The sequence below is a fragment of the Streptomyces sp. UW30 genome (assembly GCF_008042075.1).
Classification (GTDB): domain Bacteria; phylum Actinomycetota; class Actinomycetes; order Streptomycetales; family Streptomycetaceae; genus Streptomyces.
On the sequence record NZ_RDBN01000001.1, the window covers coordinates 41,101 to 59,286 of the forward strand.

Here is an 18,186-nt window from a genome sequence, read left to right on the forward strand (position 1 = left end):
GTACCGCGGAGCGGGCCGCTTCTGACCCGGGGCTCCGGGACCTACTTCGGGCCGGTCGGCCGCCACCCCCGTCGACAGCGGTCGGCCGACCCGAAATCCCCCGTGCTTCCCCCGTGGTGGTGCTGTCCCCCGTTGTTCCCCCGTTGCCTTTCACCCTTATGAGCGCGCGGTCGGCGCCCTGATACACCCTCCCGGGAAAAAATTTCCCGGGAGGGATGACGAAGGCGACCTCAGCCGGTGAACCCGGCCGTGATGGACGTGAACTGCCAGTTGCTCTGGCTGATCCCGGAGCAGTTGCTCGTCACGCCGCCGCCCGGGCACGGCCGGTCGCGGTTGACCGACCAGAACGCGAGACGGGCGATGTGGTGGGAGTTCGCCCAGTCGCGGATCTGGGTCCAGGTCGCGGGCGAGGTGAGCTCCTGCTGGTCGGAMAGGCCGTTCATGCCGGAGATGCCGATGTGCGCGTAAGCGGTGGCGTCGTCCCAGCCGAAGGTGGACTTCAGCTTGTTCTTCAGCCCCTCCGAGGCGTTCACGGTGTTGCCGTACATGTCGGCGCCGCCGCCGAAGTCGAACGGCATGATCGTGAAGACGTCGATGTCCGCGTTCAGCGCCTTGGCCTGGTCGATGAGGCGGTTGCCCCAGTACGTCGGCCCGGTCGTGGAGGTGCCGAAGGTGAGGACGGTCCGCAGGCCCGGGTTGTTCGCCTTGACGATCTTCAGGGCGTTCAGGATCCGGTCCTGCACGGTGGCGTTCTCGAATTCGTCGGTGTTCTCGATGTCGACGTCGATCGCCTTCAGCCCGTAGGCGTCGATGACCCTCTGGTACGCACCCGCGAGCGCCTCGGGCGTCGAACAGTTCGGCCCGAGCTTGTTGCCGCTCCAGCCGCCGATCGACGGCACGATGTCACCGCCGGCGGCCCGGATGGAGTTGATGACGCTCTGGTCGTTGCCGCCGGTCAGCGGCCGCGATCCGTCCCAGGCGGGGTTGCAGCCGCCGGAGGAGAGGATGAACGCCATCGTGTACCACTTGATCCCGGTCGAGCTCATCACCGAGGTCGCGCTCGGCGGATCGCCCCAGCCCAGGTACAGATAGGGCGCGGCCTGCTTGAAGCCGGTGCCGCCACCGCCGCCGGTGTCCGTCGTGACGGTGACGGCGTTGGAGGCCGCCGACACGTTCCCGGCCGCGTCCCGTGCCTTCACCGTGAAGGTGTAGCCCGTGCTGGGCGACAGTCCGCTGACCGTGGCACTCGTACCGGAGACGCTGAGCACCTGGCTGGAGCCGCGGAAGATGTCGTACCCCGTCACCCCGACGTTGTCCGTCGAGGCGTTCCAGGCCAGCGACACACTGGACGAGGTCTTTCCGGTGGACCGCAGGCTGCCCGGCACGCTCGGCGCCTGGGTGTCCGAGCCGCCGCCGGGCCCGTCGAGACTGAGGTCGTCGGCGTAGTAGGTGCCCTGGGCGTACCAGCCGTGCACGTACACCTGGGCGCTGGTCTGCGAGGCACCGGTCGTGAACGACACCGACAGCCGGCTGTAGGCCGACGGCGACGACGTCCAGGTGGAGGCGCCGCCGTCCACGCCGAGGTACACGTAGGACCCGCGCACCCAGCCGCTGAGGCTGTACGTGGTGTTCGGCTGCACCGCGACGGTCTGGCTGCACTTGGCGATGTCGCTCGAACTCACGGCCCCCGCAAGAGCCTTGGACCCACCGTGCACGGGCGAGGAGGCGACCGACCCGAGATTGCCGGTGCAGCTCCACGGGGAGAGCGCGCCCGACTCGAAGCCGGCGTTGGACAGGACATTGGCCGCTTGGGCCGTACCGGGAAGAGCGACGGCTCCGGCGATCGCAAGAGCACCGGACCCGACAAGAGCGAGAAGTCGACGTCTCAGACGTCTGAGGGGTTGGTTGCGCACGTGATCTCCCTGGGAAAAGTGGGGTGTTCGGGAGTGCACAGGTGCAGAGATGTGCAGAGGTGCAGAGATGTGCAGAGGTGCAGAGATGTGCAGAGGTGCAGAGATGTGCAGAGGTGCAGAGATGTGCAGAGGTGCAGAGATGTGCAGAGGTGCGCCAACCAAATTGGTATGAACCAATCCTGGTGTCAAGCTCTGGCGCGGGATTGGTCCATACCAAAAATTCTCAGCCGTCCGACGCGGCCGGCCGTGTCGGGTGGACCGTCAGATCACCGTTCATGACGGCGTTCACGGTGCCGTGGTCGTATGCGCGATTGTCCTGGCGGATCGCGGCGGCGGAGACGGGCCGGGGCGGGGGCAACTCGGCGATCGCGGACCGCAGTTCCTCGGCGGCGTCCGGATTCTCCTCCAGCAGGTCCTGGAGGCGCAGACGCCAGGCGTGGCGGGCCTCGGCCAGTTCACGCTCGTTTCCGGGCTCCTCGACGACGCGGCGTAGATCGTCCAGCCGCCGGGCCGCCGTCTCGGTGCGGGCGGGATCGCCGCGGCCCAGCAGCCGGGCGAAGCGCTCGCGAGCGGCCTGCCAGACGTCGGTGGAGGCGGCGTTGACCAGGGCTGCGGAGCCGGCCGCGGCGAGTGTGGTCAGCCATTCGGATATCACGTCGGTGCCTTTCCTCGGTCAGGAGTCGGAGCGCCGCGCGGTCCACGGACCGGAGGCGTCGTAGCAGTCGGTCTCGAAGGTGCCGCGCATGGTGTCGCCGTCCACGCTTCCGGTGAACGTGATCTCCTTCTCGCTGTTCACGCTGCCGAAGGTGATGCGGTCGCCGTCGAGCGTGCCGTTGAGGGCCCCGTCCAGGGAGCACGGCACCCCGTCGACCTTCAGCTCTCCGGTGAGTCGGTTCCCGTCCTGGGTCAGGTTGGCCGTGAACCCTCCGGTGCCGAACCCCGTGGACCAGTCCCCCGTCCACGTGCCCGTCAGGGTGGCGATCCCGGACGGCTTCGACCCGTCGCCGGAGGGCGGCGCGGACGGGGTCACGGTCAGTCCGAAATCCCAGTAGCGGGCGGAGGCGGCCAACCGGTCGCCGGCCGCCCGTGTGGTGAGGCGGACGAGCCGGCCGACGTCGTCGATGCGTGCGGTGAAGTCGACGGCGGAGCTGTCGGACTCGGGCGTGGAGGTGGTCGCCGCCGGTTCGACGAAGCCGCTTTCCGACCTTGCGACGGCCGGTTCGGCGCTGCCGGTAGATCCGCCGGGTTCGGCCGAGGGAGCCAGCGTTCCCGTGAAGGTGCAGCCCTCGCGCCGCGCCCGGGTGACCGATCGCAGCTCCCGCGCCGGAGCCACGGGGTCGACGGCGTCCATGAAGGCGCCGTCGGCCCGCACCCACCGTGGATCCGCGCCGAACGGCGTGGTCGTGCCGGTGGGCAGCACGACCCTGCCCCGGTCGATCGTGCCGCTCGTGGCGGGGCCGCCGGTGAGGCCCTGTCGGAACCAGGCCGTGCGCGCGTGCGGGTCCGCCGCCCCGGCGACATGGTGCCGGCCGCGTGTGACGTCGTAGCGGAAGCTCGTCAGTTCCACGCGCCGGGCGGCCTCCGCCAGGACCGCGGGGGCCGAGCGGCCCTCGGCGGCCTTGTCGCAGGACGCCCCGCCCATGACGCGCGGCACGACGACGGTGACTGTGACGGTCACGACCACCACGACCGTGACCACACTCGCCACCACGGGCACGCTGACCCCGGCGGCCCCGGCGCCGGCGAACGTCAGGGCCTTGGTGACGGCGGCTGCGGCCTTGGCGAGGACGGTCGTACCGGCTTTGGCGGCGGCCGTCGAGGCTCCGGCGGCCGAGGTGGAACCGGCGGTCTGCGTTGCCGCGGTGGACACCTGGACCGGGTCGGCGAGCGGTGCCCCCGGCGCCGGTCCGGTGCCGGCCGCCTTCATGGCCTCGGTGGCGAGATGGTCGGCGGCCATGTGACCGCCGACGGCCGTCACCGTCGCAGCGGTGCCCGTGATGACGGCCGCCTTGCGCAGGCTCGTCCTCCGGGGCGGCCGTGGGGCCAGGCCGAGTACGACCTCGTAGTAGATGTTGCCGTTCTGCACGGCGTTGACGGTGCCGTGCCCGGTCGCCACCGCGATCTGGGGGGTGGTGCCGTCCGGCGAGGGGAGGAGCGATTGAACGGAGTCCGCGAACCGGCGGGCCTCTTCCGCCCGTTCGGGGTCATCCGCGACGGCCCTCTCGATCAGCTCCCGCCATTCCGGCAGCGAATCCGTCAGGTAGCGGGTCAGCCCCTGGCCCTCGTGACGTGCCGCGACGGCCGCCCAGGCGTCGATGCGTTCGTCCACCTGCGGCTCGTCGTCCGGTAAGAGGCCGAGTACACCTTCCCGGGCCTCGGCCCAAGCCGGTGTCCCGATCGCCGCGGCGAGATGCTCGGCCGCGTCCTCGGCCGGATCCGCGGACCTTCCGAATGCCCCGTCGTCCTGTGTTCCTTCGGCCATGAAGCCGCCTCCCCCGGTTGCTCCACGCTGCGTTGGCGCGAAGCTAGCAGCCACGAAAGAGGGAGAGAGCGGCTTCGAGGGACGCCTGTCCGGCGGCTTGTGGCGTGGGGGCACGCAGGGGGCGCTCCGCTTGGCAACCGCCCCGTCGGGCGACCGGACGCGCCCCGATCGCGCCGCTCGGGCGCCCGGCAGGGCGCCCGACAAGGCGGATCTTCCAGCGGACCCGAACTAGAGCGGCAGCACCTGTGCCGCCCCGCTCTCGATCGGTTCGGCCGGTGCGGGAGCCGGTACCGCCGGCAGCAGGGGCTCCGTCTCCTCGGCCGCGCGCTGCTGGGGGATGGACACCGGTCGCAGCTGGCGCGGGCCCGAGACCACCGTGTAGTCCTGTCCGAGGAACGGGGGCACGACCTCGCCCGGATCCTCCCCGAGCGCCAACTGCACAGCCAGCCAAGGCACGTTGACCCCGCACAGCGACAGCTGATGCAAGCCGCCGGCCGGCCGCGTGTTGACATCCATCAGCACCGGAGTGTCCCCGAACATCCGGAACTGGATGTTGGACAGATAGTGCAGCCCGAACCCCTCCGCGATCAGCCGCGCCGGCTCCAGCCACTGCTCCTGCAGCGTGAACCCACGGCGCCGGCCGTTCTTGATCCGGCCGATCGCCAGCCGCACCCGGTTGTCCGGCCCGGTCAGGCAGTCCACCGACACCTCCGGCTGCTCCAGCCGCGGCATCACCAGCCAGTCCACCGGCTCGTCGGTCCGCCGCAGGGCGTCCACCACCAGATCCAGCTGCACATACGGAGTCGGGAACCCGCTGAGGTGCATGAGCGAGAAGGGGGAGCGCGTGATCATGCGGAAGCCCACCCCGCCCGCACCGGACGCCGGCTTGAAGCACGCCTTGTGGCCGGCGGCCTCCAACTCCTCGACGGCGGCGACGAGTTCATCGGCGTTGCGCACCCGCCACCACGGCGGCACCGGCACCCCGACGGCCTGCACGGCCTCGTACGCGATCACCTTGTCCTGGAAGACCGCCACGGCCTCCGGCGGCGGCGCCAGCAGCGCCGTACCGACCGCCTCGAACTCCGCGCGGTGCGCCACGATCGCCGACTGGTGCAGCCGGGGCACGAACACGTCGATACCGCGGCGCCGGCACTGGGCGAGGGCGTACTCCACGTACCCGGCCGGGGACAGGCCCTCCGGCTCCAGCTCGGCGGTGTCGGCGGCGGCGAGCACGGGTGAGTCGGCGTCCCCGTGCGTCGCATGGATCTCCACGGCCCGATCGCTGGGATTTCGTCGCAGCTGATCCATGAAGAACACGTTCTCCGCGTACGTGCGGTTGAGCCAGACGCGTACGCGAGAGACCATGCAGGGCCGTCCTTTCGGGTTCGCGGGCAGGGCAAAGCAGGCCCGTGCCCGGGCAGGGTGGTTGGAGGGACACCAAAATCGCCCCTTGCGAGGGGACGCTGATTGCCGTGGTGTTGGGGCGATCATACGGGTTTCAAGGGGTGCCGCGTGCAACGTACGTGTTACGGAATTGCGGATCCTTCCTGACCGTCAGGTACACCCCCGACACCCCTCCCCGGCGACGACGTGATCCGGCCTTGTACCGGTGGGGCACTCTGTGATCTCGTGGTCCTGTTCGTGTGATCGTTCCGTGTGATCGGAAGGGGCGAAGGGTGACGTCGACGGCCCGCGGTGCCGGACAGCTGCTGGCCATCAGCGACCTGCACATCGGATACGAGGAGAACCGCGCCCTCGTCGAGAAGATGCGCCCCGACTCGGACGACGACTGGCTGCTCGTCGCCGGCGATGTGGCGGAGACCGTCGCCGACATCCGCTGGGCCCTGAAGACGCTCGCCGGCCGCTTCAGCAAGGTCGTCTGGGCCCCCGGCAACCACGAGCTGTGGACCCACCCGAAGGACTCGGTCACCCTGCGCGGCGTCGAGCGCTACGAGCACCTGGTCGAGGTGTGCCGGGAACTCGGCGTGACGACCCCCGAGGACCCCTACCCCGTCTGGGAGGGACCCGGCGGCCCGGTCGCGGTGGCGCCGCTGTTCCTGCTGTACGACTACACCTTTCTGCCCTCCGGCTGCACCACCAAGGAGGAGGGGCTGAAGTACGCGCACGGCACCGGGATCGTGTGCAACGACGAGTACCTGCTGCACCCCGACCCCTACCCGTCCCGCGAGGCCTGGTGCGAGGCCCGGGTCGCCGAGACCGAGCGCCGGCTCGCCGCACTGCCCGAGGACCTGCCCACCGTCCTCGTCAACCACTACCCGCTGGACCGGCATCCGACGAACGTGCTGTGGTACCCCGAGTTCGCCATGTGGTGCGGCACCCGGCTGACCGCGGACTGGCACCGCAGGTTCCGCGCCCGGACGATGGTCTACGGCCACCTCCACATCCCGCGGACCACCTGGCACGAGGGCGTCCGCTTCGAGGAGGTCTCGGTGGGGTACCCCCGCGAATGGCGCAAGCGACCGGACCCGCCGGGACGGCTGCGCCGCATTCTGCCGAAGGAGGGCGCGGCCCGGTGATCGAGGAACTGCTGCCGGACCCGGTGGTCACCGTCGAGGCGTACGGCCATGACGAGCACGCGGGCGCGGCCCTGTACCCCGAGGAGGAGGCCGTCGTCGCCAAGGCGGTCGACAAGCGCCGCCGGGAGTTCGCCGTCGTACGCTCCTGCGCGCGTCGCGCCATGGAGAAGCTGGGTGTGCCCCCGCAGCCGATCCTGCCGGGTGAACGCGGCGCCCCCGGCTGGCCGGCCGGTCTGGTCGGCAGCATGACCCACTGCGACGGCTACGCCGCCGCCGCACTGGTCCGCGCCGCCGATCTGGCCTCCCTCGGTATCGACGCCGAACCCCACCAGACGCTCCCGGAGGGGGTGCTGCCCGCCGTCGCCCTGCCCGCCGAGGAGGAGCGGCTGCGCCGGCTGGCCGGCGACCACCCCGATGTCCACTGGGACCGGCTCCTGTTCAGCGCCAAGGAGTCCGTCTACAAGGCGTGGTTCCCCCTCACCGGAAAGTGGCTCGACTTCGCCGAGGCCGACATCGACGTCTTCGCCGACCCCGGTGAGCGGCACAGCGGCGGTCTGCGCGCCCGGCTCCTCGTGCCGGGCCCGCTGGTGGGCGAGCGCCGGATCGACGTCTTCGAGGGCCGGTGGACCGTCCAGCGGGGGCTGGTGGCGACCGCGGTCAGCGTGCCGCACACCTGAGCCCCCTCCCGGCGCCGCTTGGCGCTAGGGCTCCGCCGGGCACCAGCTCGTCAGCAGCCGGAAGAACGCCTCCTCGTTGCCCGTCAGACCCGCGTCCGCCAGCGCCTGTTCCGCCTCGGCGAGGACGGCGGGGGGCACTACGGTTGGTCGGCCCTTCCCGGGCGGACCGTCGAACGCGGCTCGTACGGTGTGCAAAAGCCGCAGGTAGGCCTGGACTGCGGTGCGCTCGCGATCGGTCAGTACGGCAGTGGGCATCGGTCGGCTCTCCCCAAGTCGGCGTCATCGCGTCACGCCCCGCACATGAGGGCGCACCACCAGCTTGCCGTCCACCACTGACAATCGGGTCCGACCACATCTGCGTTCGTCCGCTTAGCGGAGCCGAAACCGCCCCGAAATCCCTGGTGGGAAAGGCGTTCTACGCTGAGGGGAGGAGCTTTCGGCCGCGCGCTCGCGGCCGGGGAAAGCAGCAGGAACGGAGGTGGGTGCGTGGCCGACGTACAGGGACTGAGCCCTGCGCGCGCCGTACGGCTGCGTTCGGTGGGTGACGGGGACCTCGCGTTGCAGTACCGCGTCGTGCACGGCTACCGGCGCGCCTTCCGCATGGCCGGTGACGGGCCGGTCCTGGTGCTTGTCCACGGCATCGGGGACTCCTCCGACACCTGGACCGAACTGATCCCCGACCTCGCCCGCACGCATACCGTGATCGCCCCCGACCTGCTCGGCCACGGCGCCTCGGACAAGCCGCGCGCCGACTACTCGGTGGCCGCGTACGCGAACGGTGTGCGCGACCTGCTCACCACGCTCGGTGTCGAGTCGGCGACCCTGGTGGGGCACTCGCTGGGCGGGGGAGTGGCGATGCAGTTCGCCTACCAGTTCCCCGAGCGCACCGAACGGCTGATCCTGGTCAGCGCGGGCGGGGTGGGGCGCGAGGTCAATCCGGTGCTGCGGCTGGTGTCGCTGCCGGGCGCGCATCTGATGCTGTCGGCGCTGCGGCTGCCGGGAATGCAGCTGCAAGTGGGGCTGGCGGTACGGCTGATGAGGCTCCTCGACACCGATCTCGGGCAGGACGCGCCGGAACTGCTGACCCTCGTCGACGCACTGCCCGACGAGACCTCGCGCAACGCGTTCATCCGTACCCTGCGGGCGGTGGTCGACTGGCGCGGACAGGTGGTCACGATGCTGGACCGCTGCTATCTGACCGAGGGCATGCCGACCATGCTGCTGTGGGGCGACCGGGACAGCGTGGTGCCGGTGCGGCACGCCTACGGCGCGCACGAGGCGATGCCCGGCAGCCGGCTGGAGATCTTCGAGGGGGCGGGGCACTTCCCGTTCCACACCGACCCGGCCCGTTTCGTCGCGCTGGTCGAGGAGTTCACCAGCGGCACGGCCCCCGCCGACTGGAGCCGCGAGAACTGGCGCGAGATGCTGCGGGCGGGGCGGCCCGGCACGGCGTCGGGGCAGCCGGACACGGCCCGTTCCCGTGCGGTCGAACGGGAGCTGCGGGAGGCGAGCGAGCGCAGCGCGACCTGACCCGGGCAGCCGGACGCGGCCCGACGCCCCTCGATCAGCCCTGCGGCCCGAGGTAACCCAGTGACGCCTCGATCCGCCCCGCCAGATGGTCCCGCTGCCCCCGCACCGACGAGKCCGCCAGCCAGGTGCGGCACTTGCTGGCCAGCAGCAGGCCGAAGCTCTCGGCCTCCTTCTCCTCGGCCTCGTCGAAGCGGCTGCGGGCGGCGACCTTCAGCACCGTCGAGCGCAGATCGGCGTCGTCGCTGAGCAGCCTGGCCGCCACGGTGGCGCCCTCGATGCTGTGGGTGCAGTGACCGGCCTTCATGTGCCACAGCTCGTGACCGAGGATCACCAACTGGTGGTCCGGCGCGGTGCGTTCCTCGATCACGACCAGGTCCTGATCGGCCATGTCGAGCCACAGCCCGCTGGCGGTGTCGGCCGGGAAGGCGGCCGTACGGAAGTGGACGGGACGGCCGCGGCGTCTGCTCATCGCGTCGCACAGTGCGCCGTACAGCCTGTCGGGGGCCGCGGGCGCGGGGAGTGTCAGCTCCGCGACCAACTCGCCGCACAGGCGGCGCATTTCCCTACCGATGCCCACTGATCTCCCGTTCTCCCCGGATCACGACTCGGGTCGCTTGACGCTCTCCAGGAGCATGTCCAGCCACTCCGCGACCTTGTCGCGGTGCTGGTCGGTGGGCAGTTGGGCGGCCCGCCAGGCGATGCCGCGCACTCCGTGGTCCTGGAGGAGCTTCTCCAGCGGGTCCTCGGCGGCCTGGGCGGCCTCGCGCTCCGCGAGCTTTTGGAGCAGATCCTGCTCGGTGCGCTGGAGGGCGCCGGCGAGCGCCTCGGGGTCCTCGGCCGTGAGGAATCCGGCGTGCACCCGGAAGAAGCGCTGGATGGCGTCGCAGTGCTCCATGGTGGGGCGCCGGTCGCCGTTGATCAGGGCGCCGGCCTGCTGCCGTGACATGCCCGCGCCGTCGGCGATCTCCTGCTGGGTGTACTTGCGGCCGTTCGGCTTCACGCGGGTGCGGCGCAACAGGTCGAGCCGCTGGAGAAAGCGTGCCTGCACGTCGGGCTCACCCGCGGGCCGGCCGCTCAGCAGGGCCCTGACCACGGGTTCCGTGACGCCGCAGGCGACGGACAGCCGCCCGGTGTGGAGGACCTCCGTGTGCGGCACGCCGAGCCGGTCGGCGAGCGCGGTGACACGGGCGACGACGGCCGGCAGCGCTACCGTCGGCGTGGCGCCCGAACCCTCGAAGCCATCCGTCACCGGCAGATCTCCTACGTCTCTCACAGGCTTCTCACAAGCCCTTCCCGTGAACTTGACGGAGATTACCGGGTAGTTCGAACTCACATCCAGGTCTCGCCACAACTGTGGCCAATTTCAGCCGTCAACAGGCACGAAATGCCACGATAGTTGACACGACTCGGGCTCGGGCAGCAGGATCGGGGCGCCGCGTGAAGGCCGCATAGGCAAGAGGGGTGACCTCCCGATGGCATATCAGGCAGGTGGGCAGCGGTCCGAACCGCGACCCGTCCCCGAGAGGCCGGAGGCCCAGGCGTATCTGCGGGACTATGCCGCACTCGTGGAGGCCGTGCCCTTCCCGTCCGTCGTGCTCGACCACCGTTGGGACGTCGTCCTGGCGAACACCGCTTTCGCGTCACTTTTCCGCGGCGTGGGCCCGCATCCGACGGCCATGCCCGGCGACAACTTCCTCAGATTCGTCCTCTTCCACCCGGACGCGAGCACCGTCCTCGGTGAGCACGAGTCCAGCTGGTGCCTGCCGATGCTGGCCCACTTCGCCGCCGCCGTGGAGCGGCAGGGCCATGACCACGGGTTGCAGGCCATCCGCCGGGACATCGCGCAGGATCCGATCATGGAGGCCGCCTACCGGCAGGGCCTGCCGCACTGGATCCGCGCGGTCGGCGAGCAGGCCGTCGCCCGGGACGGCGCCGTACGTCCGCTGCTGCACCCCGACCCGCGCTGGGGCGCCACCGAGTGCCGCGTCGTCGACGAGACGCCCATGACCCTTCAGGAGATGGGCTACACCCGGCTGACGCTGGTGCTGCGCGAGGTGCGCCGAGACCGGCCCCGGACGCGTACCGCGCGCCGCGGCGCGGCCCATCTGCGCGTCGTGCCCGTCACCGAGAACTGAACGGGGCACCGTCGGCGTTCAGGTCGCCGGCGGCGCCCCGTCAGCGCGCTGTCGTTTTCTGCGAAGCGGTCACTGTCGCATCATTCCGTCCGAGGGTGGTGTGTGACATAGTACTGGCGTGAGTGAGCGACTGACCTGCGACGTCGTGGTCGTCGGAGCCGGCATGGTGGGCGCGGCCTGCGCGCTGTACGCGGCCCGGGCGGGCCTCGACGTGATCCTCGTCGACCGTGGCCCGGTGGCCGGCGGCACCACCGGCGCCGGCGAGGGCAATCTCCTCGTCTCCGACAAGGAGCCGGGCCCCGAGCTGGACCTCGCGCTGCTGTCCGGCCGGCTCTGGGGCGAGCTGGCGCGGGAGTTCGGGACGGCCGTCGAGTACGAGGCGAAGGGCGGCGTCGTCGTGGCCTCGTCCCCGGACGGACTCGCGGCGCTGGAGCGGTTCGCCGACGGGCAGCGCGCCGCCGGAGTCGTCGCCGAACCGGTGGCGGGCGACGCCCTGTACGCCCTCGAACCCCACCTCGCACCCGGCCTGCCGGGCGGCGTCCACTACCCCCAGGACTGCCAGGTCATGCCCGCGCTGGCCGCCGCCCACCTCGTCCGCGGCTCGGGCGCCCGCCTGTTCACCGGCCGGACGGTGACCGACGTCCTGCGCACCCCGGACGGCGCGGTGCGCGGCGTCCGCACGGACCGGGGCGACATCCACGCCCCGGCGGTCGTCAACGCGGCCGGCACCTGGGGCGGTGAACTCGCCGCACTCGCGGGCGTCCCTCTCCCCGTCCTCCCGCGCCGGGGCTACGTCCTGGTCACCGAACCCCTCCCGCGCAAGGTGCGTCACAAGGTCTACGCCGCCGACTATGTGGCCGACGTCGCCAGCGACTCGGCCGCGCTCCAGACGTCCCCGGTCGTCGAGGGCACCGCGGCGGGCCCGATCCTGATCGGCGCGAGCCGGGAACGCGTCGGCTTCGACCGGACCTTCTCGCTGCCCGTCGTCCGGGCGCTGGCGGCGGGCACGACCCGGCTGTTCCCGTTCCTGGCCGACGTCCACGCGATGCGCGCCTACCTCGGCTTCCGCCCGTACATGCCCGACCATCTGCCCGCGATCGGCCCCGATCCCCGCGTGCCCGGCCTGCACCACGCCTGCGGCCACGAGGGCGCCGGCATCGGACTGGCCACCGGCACTGGCCACTTGATCGCGCAGGCACTCACCGCGAAGACGCCCGACCTGGACCTGACGCCGTTCCGACCCGACCGCTTCGCCCAGGAGGCCGCATGAGAACCCCTCCGGAGCTCGCCGACGCCCACCCGGGCCCGGCCTTCACGGTCACCCTCGACGGCCGTGAGATCCAGGCCCTGCCCGGCCAGACGGTCGCCGCCGCGCTGTGGGCGGCCGGGGTCACCTCCTGGCGGACCACCCGGGGGGAGGGCCGTCGGCGCGGCGTCTTCTGCGGCATCGGCGTCTGCTTCGACTGCCTGATCACCGTCAACGACCGCCCGAACCAACGGGCCTGTCTGGTGTCATTGCACCCGGGCGACGCGATCCGGACCCAGGAAGGGACGGGTCACGATGACTGACCGCGACCGCGACCGCGACCGTGAGCGGGCGGCGGCCCCGCACCTCGCCGTGATCGGCGCCGGGCCCGCCGGGCTTGCCGCGAGCGTCGCCGCCGCCGCCCGAGGTGTCCGGGTCACCCTGCTCGACTCGGCGGCGGAGGCGGGCGGCCAGTTCTACCGGCAGCCGGCCGCCGGGCTTCGGGCGCGCAGACCGCAGGCCCTGCACCATCAGTGGCGGACGTGGGAGCGACTGCGGGACGGGCTGGCCGCCCACGTGGCGGCAGGCCGCGTACGGCATGTGACGGACCATCACGTGTGGTTCGTCGAGCGCCGCCCCGACGGCGGATTCACCGTGCACGCCCTGCTCGGCCCCGAACAGCACGACCCGGCCGAGGTGCGCGCCGATGCCGTGCTGCTCGCCACCGGCGGTTACGAGAAGGTGCTGCCGTTCCCCGGCTGGACCCTTCCCGGCGTCGTCACGGCGGGCGGCGCCCAGGCCATGCTCAAGGGCGCCCTCGCCGTCTCCGGACGCACCGCGGTCGTCGCCGGGACCGGGCCGCTGCTGCTCCCCGTGGCGACCGGGCTCGCCGCTGCCGGGGTCGAGGTGACGGCGCTCGTGGAGTCCGCCGACCCGAAGGCGTTCCTGCGGCGCACCCGAGCGCTGGCGGCCCAACCCGGCAAGGTCGCCGAAGGCGCGCAGTACGCGGCCCTGTTGCTGCGTCACCGCGTGCAACTCCTCGCACGGCGCACCGTCGTCGAGGCACACGGCACCGAGCGGCTGGAGGCGGTGACCGTCGCGGCGCTCGATGCCGACGGGAGGGTCAGGCCCGGCACCGGGCGCCGCATCCCCTGCGACACGCTCGCCGTCGGCCACGGGATGCTTCCGCACACCGATCTCGCCGAGACCCTCGGCTGCCGCCTCGACGGACTCGCGGTCCATGTCGACGACGAGCAGCGCACCGACGTGCCCGGCGTCTGGGCCGCGGGGGAGACGACCGGCATCGGAGGCGCGGCGCTCTCGCTCGCCGAGGGACACATCGCCGGCCGCTCGGCCGCGGCCCGCCTGCACGGCGCGCGACCCGACCCCGCCGAGTGGACGGCGGCCGCGAGGACCCGTACCCGACTGCGCGCCTTCTTCGCCGCGCTCGACTCCGTGTACGCACCGCAGGCCCACTGGGCCGAGCAGGTCACCGACGACACCGTCGTCTGCCGCTGCGAGGAGGTCACCGGCGGTGCGATCCGTACGGCCGTCTCCGAACTGGGCGCCGGGGACGTCGGTGCGCTGCTCGTCGTCGACATGGACCGCGAGTCCGTCGAGGCGGCAGCCGAGGGTCTCGGCGAGATCGGGGGGAGGGCGGGGACGACTGAGCGCCTAAGCCGCCGGGCGCATCGCACAGGCTGGCCCGCACCGGCTCAATGCAATGTCACACTCCACTGAGAGGGAATTCCAGATGACCGTCACCGAGAACCGTCCGTGGCGCGGCGTCCTCGTCGCCACCGCCCTCCCGCTCGACGACGGCCTCCGCGTCGACCACGACAAGTACGCCGAGCACTGCTCCTGGCTCGTCGAGAACGGCTGTGACGGTGTCGTGCCGAACGGCAGCCTCGGGGAGTACCAGGTGCTCACCCCCGAGGAGCGGGCGAAGGTCGTGGAGACCGCCGTCGCCGCGATCGGCGGCGAGCGGGTGATGCCCGGCGTGGCCGCCTACGGTTCGGCCGAGTCCCGGCGCTGGGCGGAGCAGGCCCGAGACGCGGGCTGTACGTCCGTGATGCTGCTGCCGCCCAACGCCTACCGTGCTGACGAGCGGTCGGTGCTGTTGCACTACGCGGAGGTCGCCAAGGCCGACATCCCGGTCGTGGCGTACAACAACCCCATCGACACCAAGGTCGACCTCGTCCCCGAACTGCTCGCCAAGCTGCACGGCGAGGGGTACATCCACGCGGTCAAGGAGTTCTCCGGCGACGTCCGGCGCGCCTACCAGCTCGCCGAACTCGCCCCGGAACTCGACCTGTTGATCGGCGCCGACGACGTCCTGCTGGAGCTCGCGCTCGCCGGCGCCAAGGGCTGGGTGGCCGGGTACCCGAACGCGCTGCCGAGGTCCACCGTGGAGCTGTACCGCGCGGCGGTCGGCGGCGACCTGGGTACCGCCAAGAAGCTCTACGAACAGCTGCACCCGCTGCTGCGCTGGGACTCCAAGGTCGAGTTCGTGCAGGCGATCAAGCTTTCCATGGACATCGTGGGCCGACACGGGGGAAGCTGCCGTCCACCGCGGGTGCCACTGCTGCCGGAGCAGGAGTCCGCGATCCGCGCGGCCACCGAGAAGGCCGTCGCAGCCGGACTGGCGTGAAGGAGGCTGGACCATGCGCAGCAAACTCGTCCTGCACGCCGTCGACTCGCACACCGAGGGCATGCCCACCCGCGTGATCACCGGCGGCATCGGGACCGTCCCCGGCGCGACCATGAACGAGCGGCGCCTGTACTTCCGTGAGCACCGCGACGACATCAAGCAGCTCCTGATGAACGAACCGCGCGGCCACTCGGCGATGAGCGGCGCCATCCTCCAGCCGCCCACCCGCCCCGACTGCGACTGGGGCGTGCTCTACATCGAGGTTTCCGGCTATCTGCCGATGTGCGGACACGGCACGATCGGGGTCGCGACCGTGCTCGTCGAGACCGGCATGGTCGAGGTGGTCGAACCGGTCACGACCATCCGCCTCGACACCCCGGCGGGCCTGGTCGTCGCCGAGGTGGCGGTGGAGGACGGCGCCGCGAAGGCGGTCACCCTTCAGAACGTGCCGTCCTTCTCGGTCGCCCTCGACCGCAAGATCACCCTGGCCGACGGACGCACGGTGACCTACGACCTGGCGTACGGCGGCAACTTCTACGCCATCCTGCCGCTGGAGCAGTTCGGGCTGCCCTTCGACCGCTCCCGCAAGGACGACATCCTCCAGGCAGGCCTCTCCCTCATGGCGGCGGTCAACGCCAAGGAAGAGCCCGTCCACCCCGAGGACCCGTCCATCCGCGGCTGCCACCACGTCCACCTGATCGCCCCCGGCGCCACCGCCCGTCATTCCCGGCACGCGATGGCCATCCACCCCGGGTGGTTCGACCGCTCGCCCTGCGGTACGGGCACGAGCGCACGCATGGCGCAACTGCACGCGCGAGGTGAACTCCCGCTGCACACCGAGTTCGTGAACGAGTCCTTCATCGGCACCCGCTTCACGGGCCGGCTCCTCGGCACCACCGAGGTCGCCGGCCGCCCCGCCGTCCTGCCCAGCTTCACCGGCCGCGCGTGGATCACCGGAACCGCGCAGTACCTGCTCGATCCGTCGGACCCGTTCCCGTCCGGGTTCGTGCTGTAGGGGGCGGGCCGCGGGGGCGACGAAGCCGGGGATAATGACGCGTACCGCGTGACATTGCACTGCCACAAGGAGACACCGCATGGCCGCCCAGCGCACCGGCGCCCCGTCCACCGCAGCCGCCCCGGCGCTGCCCAGCCTGGGCGGCCAGAAGAGCAGCTACCGGGAGCGGGTCGCCGACGCCCTGCGGGCCGCGCTGATCGCCGGGGAACTGCGCCCCGGCGAGGTGTACTCGGCGCCGACGCTCGCCGCCCGCTTCGGCGTCTCGGCGACCCCGGTGCGCGAGGCCATGCTCGACCTGGTCAAGGAGGGCCTGGTCGACACGGTCCCCAACAAGGGCTTCCGGGTCACCGCCGTCTCCGAGAAGCAGCTCGACGAGTACACCCACGTCCGGGCGCTCATCGAGATCCCCACGGTGGTCGAGCTGGCCCGCACCGCCGACAAGGTCTCCCTGGAGGCGCTGCGCCCCGCAGCCCGGGAGATCGTCCAGGCCGCCGTCTCCGGTGACCTCATCGCGTATGTCGAGGCCGACACCCGCTTCCACCTCGGCCTGCTCGCCCTCGCCGGCAACGCCCACCTCGTCGAGGTCGTCGGCGACCTCCGCAAGCGCTCCCGCCTCTACGGCCTCACCGCACTCGTCGAGGCGGGCCGCCTCCTGGCCTCCGCCGAGGAGCACCTGGAACTCCTCGACGCGCTGATCGCCCGCGACGAGAAGGCCGTACGCGAGGTCATGACCCGCCACCTCGGACACGTCCGAGGGCTGTGGGCAGCGAAGTAGGCGGTCGCAGACCTGGGTCCACGCGCTCAAGCTTGGTCCAGCCCCTCCAGCCTCGCTCCTTCAAGAGCTCGATCAGCCGACGGGCGGGGGGCACGGTGTGGAAAGCCAGCGATTCCACGCAAGCCGCTTGCGTTTCTTGCGCTATTCTTGCGTGCATGACGCGACGACTTGCTGAAGTGGCGAAGAAGGTCGGGGTCAGCGAGGCCACGGTCAGCCGGGTGCTCAACGACAAGCCCGGTGTCTCCGAGGCCACCCGGCAGGCGGTGCTGTCCGCGCTGGACGTCCTCGGCTACGAGCGGCCGACGCAGCTGCGCGGCGAACGCGCCCGGCTCGTCGGTCTCGTGCTGCCCGAGCTCCAGAACCCGATCTTCCCGGCGTTCGCCGAGGTGATCGGTGGCGCGCTCGCCCAGCTCGGACTGACGCCGGTGCTGTGCACGCAGACCAAGGGCGGGGTGTCCGAGGCCGACTACGTCGCGCTGCTGCTGCAACAGCAGGTGTCCGGGGTCGTGTTCGCCGGCGGTCTGTACGCCCAGGCCGACGCACCGCACGACCACTACAAGGAGCTCGCCGATCGCAACATCCCGGTGGTGCTGGTCAACGCGGCCATCGAGCACCTCGGCTTCCCAGGTGTGTCCTGCGACGACGCCGTCGCTGTCGAACAGGCCTGGCGGCACCTGGCCTCGCTGGGGCACGAGCGCATCGGGCTGGTGCTCGGGCCGGGCGACCACGTGCCGTCGGCGCGCAAGCTGGCCGCCGCGCGAAGCGTCGCCGGGGAGTTGCCCGAGGAGCGCGTGGCGCGGGCCATCTTCTCGATCGAGGGCGGTCATGCCGCCGCCTCCCGGCTGATCGACCGCGGCGTCACCGGCATCATCTGCGCGAGCGACCCGCTGGCGCTCGGGGCGATCAGGGCCGCCCGCCGCAAGGGACTGCGCGTTCCGTCGGAGATCTCCGTGGTCGGCTACGACGACTCGGCGTTCATGAACTGCACCGAGCCCCCGCTGACCACCGTCCGACAGCCCATCGAGGCCATGGGGAGGGCGGCCGTGGAGCTGTTGAACGCGCAGATCGGCGGCACCGCCGTACCGACGGAGGAACTGCTCTTCGAGCCGGAGCTGGTGGTGCGGGGGTCCACCGCCCAGGCGCCCCGCCCCTGAGATCCATCGCCTCACCACCTCGATCCACTTAGCTGTTCAAAAATTTCAAATTTCGCGCGACATCTTGCGGAC

The 18,186-nt window shown here is 71.5% G+C and carries 18 protein-coding genes; 11 read left to right on the forward strand and 7 right to left on the reverse strand.

What is annotated here, in order from left to right; translation table 11 throughout:
• Nucleotides 1-230: 230 nt before the first annotated feature.
• The 4 genes from EAO75_RS00165 to EAO75_RS00180 form a co-directional block, all read right to left on the reverse strand.
• Complete coding sequence (locus EAO75_RS00165) at nucleotides 231-1,913, reverse strand: carbohydrate binding domain-containing protein (RefSeq protein ID WP_147992974.1); 1,683 nt, start codon at nucleotides 1,911-1,913, stop codon at nucleotides 231-233.
• A gap of 223 nt (nucleotides 1,914-2,136) precedes the next feature.
• A complete protein-coding gene (locus EAO75_RS00170; protein WP_147992975.1) occupies nucleotides 2,137-2,568 on the reverse strand; it encodes a hypothetical protein in 432 nt (143 codons plus the stop codon).
• An 18-nt stretch (nucleotides 2,569-2,586) separates the two neighbouring features.
• Nucleotides 2,587-4,395, reverse strand: a complete 1,809-nt coding sequence (locus EAO75_RS00175; protein WP_147992976.1) for a hypothetical protein — start codon at nucleotides 4,393-4,395, stop codon at nucleotides 2,587-2,589.
• Between the two features lie 228 nt (nucleotides 4,396-4,623).
• A complete protein-coding gene (locus EAO75_RS00180; RefSeq protein ID WP_147992977.1) occupies nucleotides 4,624-5,760 on the reverse strand; it encodes an ATP-grasp domain-containing protein in 1,137 nt (378 codons plus the stop codon).
• A gap of 311 nt (nucleotides 5,761-6,071) precedes the next feature.
• Between EAO75_RS00180 and EAO75_RS00185 the strand changes: the two genes are divergently transcribed.
• Entirely contained in the window at nucleotides 6,072-6,932 is an 861-nt protein-coding gene (locus EAO75_RS00185; protein WP_147992978.1) for a metallophosphoesterase family protein, read from the forward strand.
• A complete protein-coding gene (locus EAO75_RS00190; RefSeq protein WP_147992979.1) occupies nucleotides 6,929-7,609 on the forward strand; it encodes a 4'-phosphopantetheinyl transferase in 681 nt (226 codons plus the stop codon). Before EAO75_RS00185 ends, EAO75_RS00190 begins: the two co-directional genes overlap by 4 nt.
• Before the next feature lie 24 nt (nucleotides 7,610-7,633).
• Here EAO75_RS00190 and EAO75_RS00195 read toward each other — a convergent pair whose 3' ends face one another.
• Nucleotides 7,634-7,864 carry a hypothetical protein gene (locus tag EAO75_RS00195; protein ID WP_147992980.1) on the reverse strand — a complete coding sequence of 77 codons (231 nt, stop codon included), beginning with the start codon at nucleotides 7,862-7,864 and terminating at the stop codon, nucleotides 7,634-7,636.
• 231 nt (nucleotides 7,865-8,095) lie between these two features.
• On the opposite strand from EAO75_RS00195, the gene EAO75_RS00200 reads away from it, so the two are divergent.
• On the forward strand, nucleotides 8,096-9,139 hold the full coding sequence (locus EAO75_RS00200) for an alpha/beta fold hydrolase (protein WP_147992981.1): 1,044 nt from the start codon (nucleotides 8,096-8,098) through the stop codon (nucleotides 9,137-9,139).
• A gap of 34 nt (nucleotides 9,140-9,173) precedes the next feature.
• Here EAO75_RS00200 and EAO75_RS00205 read toward each other — a convergent pair whose 3' ends face one another.
• Both EAO75_RS00205 and EAO75_RS00210 read right to left on the reverse strand, forming a co-directional pair.
• Nucleotides 9,174-9,698, reverse strand: coding sequence for a toxin-antitoxin system, toxin component (locus tag EAO75_RS00205; protein ID WP_147992982.1), 525 nt, complete (start codon nucleotides 9,696-9,698; stop codon nucleotides 9,174-9,176).
• Between the two features lie 39 nt (nucleotides 9,699-9,737).
• Nucleotides 9,738-10,388 (reverse strand): helix-turn-helix domain-containing protein, encoded by a 651-nt coding sequence (locus EAO75_RS00210; protein WP_147992983.1) that lies wholly within the window; start codon nucleotides 10,386-10,388, stop codon nucleotides 9,738-9,740.
• Between the two features lie 223 nt (nucleotides 10,389-10,611).
• Between EAO75_RS00210 and EAO75_RS00215 the strand changes: the two genes are divergently transcribed.
• From EAO75_RS00215 to EAO75_RS00255, 8 genes are all read left to right on the forward strand, one after another.
• Nucleotides 10,612-11,274 (forward strand): hypothetical protein, encoded by a 663-nt coding sequence (locus EAO75_RS00215; RefSeq protein ID WP_187284235.1) that lies wholly within the window; start codon nucleotides 10,612-10,614, stop codon nucleotides 11,272-11,274.
• Between the two features lie 118 nt (nucleotides 11,275-11,392).
• Entirely contained in the window at nucleotides 11,393-12,544 is a 1,152-nt protein-coding gene (locus EAO75_RS00220) for an NAD(P)/FAD-dependent oxidoreductase (RefSeq protein ID WP_147992985.1), read from the forward strand.
• A complete protein-coding gene (locus EAO75_RS00225; RefSeq protein ID WP_147992986.1) occupies nucleotides 12,541-12,843 on the forward strand; it encodes a (2Fe-2S)-binding protein in 303 nt (100 codons plus the stop codon). Before EAO75_RS00220 ends, EAO75_RS00225 begins: the two co-directional genes overlap by 4 nt.
• Nucleotides 12,836-14,260, forward strand: coding sequence for an FAD-dependent oxidoreductase (locus EAO75_RS00230; protein WP_147992987.1), 1,425 nt, complete (start codon nucleotides 12,836-12,838; stop codon nucleotides 14,258-14,260). The genes EAO75_RS00225 and EAO75_RS00230 overlap by 8 nt, the downstream gene beginning before the upstream one ends.
• A 13-nt stretch (nucleotides 14,261-14,273) precedes the next feature.
• Nucleotides 14,274-15,170: a dihydrodipicolinate synthase family protein gene (locus EAO75_RS00235; protein ID WP_147992988.1), complete on the forward strand. Its 897-nt coding sequence runs from the start codon at nucleotides 14,274-14,276 to the stop codon at nucleotides 15,168-15,170.
• Nucleotides 15,171-15,183: 13 nt separating this feature from the next.
• Nucleotides 15,184-16,185: a proline racemase family protein gene (locus tag EAO75_RS00240; protein WP_147992989.1), complete on the forward strand. Its 1,002-nt coding sequence runs from the start codon at nucleotides 15,184-15,186 to the stop codon at nucleotides 16,183-16,185.
• 79 nt (nucleotides 16,186-16,264) lie between these two features.
• Nucleotides 16,265-16,960: a GntR family transcriptional regulator gene (locus tag EAO75_RS00245; protein ID WP_147992990.1), complete on the forward strand. Its 696-nt coding sequence runs from the start codon at nucleotides 16,265-16,267 to the stop codon at nucleotides 16,958-16,960.
• A gap of 155 nt (nucleotides 16,961-17,115) precedes the next feature.
• Nucleotides 17,116-18,114, forward strand: a complete 999-nt coding sequence (locus EAO75_RS00255) for a LacI family DNA-binding transcriptional regulator (protein WP_187284236.1) — start codon at nucleotides 17,116-17,118, stop codon at nucleotides 18,112-18,114.
• Nucleotides 18,115-18,186 lie beyond the last annotated feature (72 nt).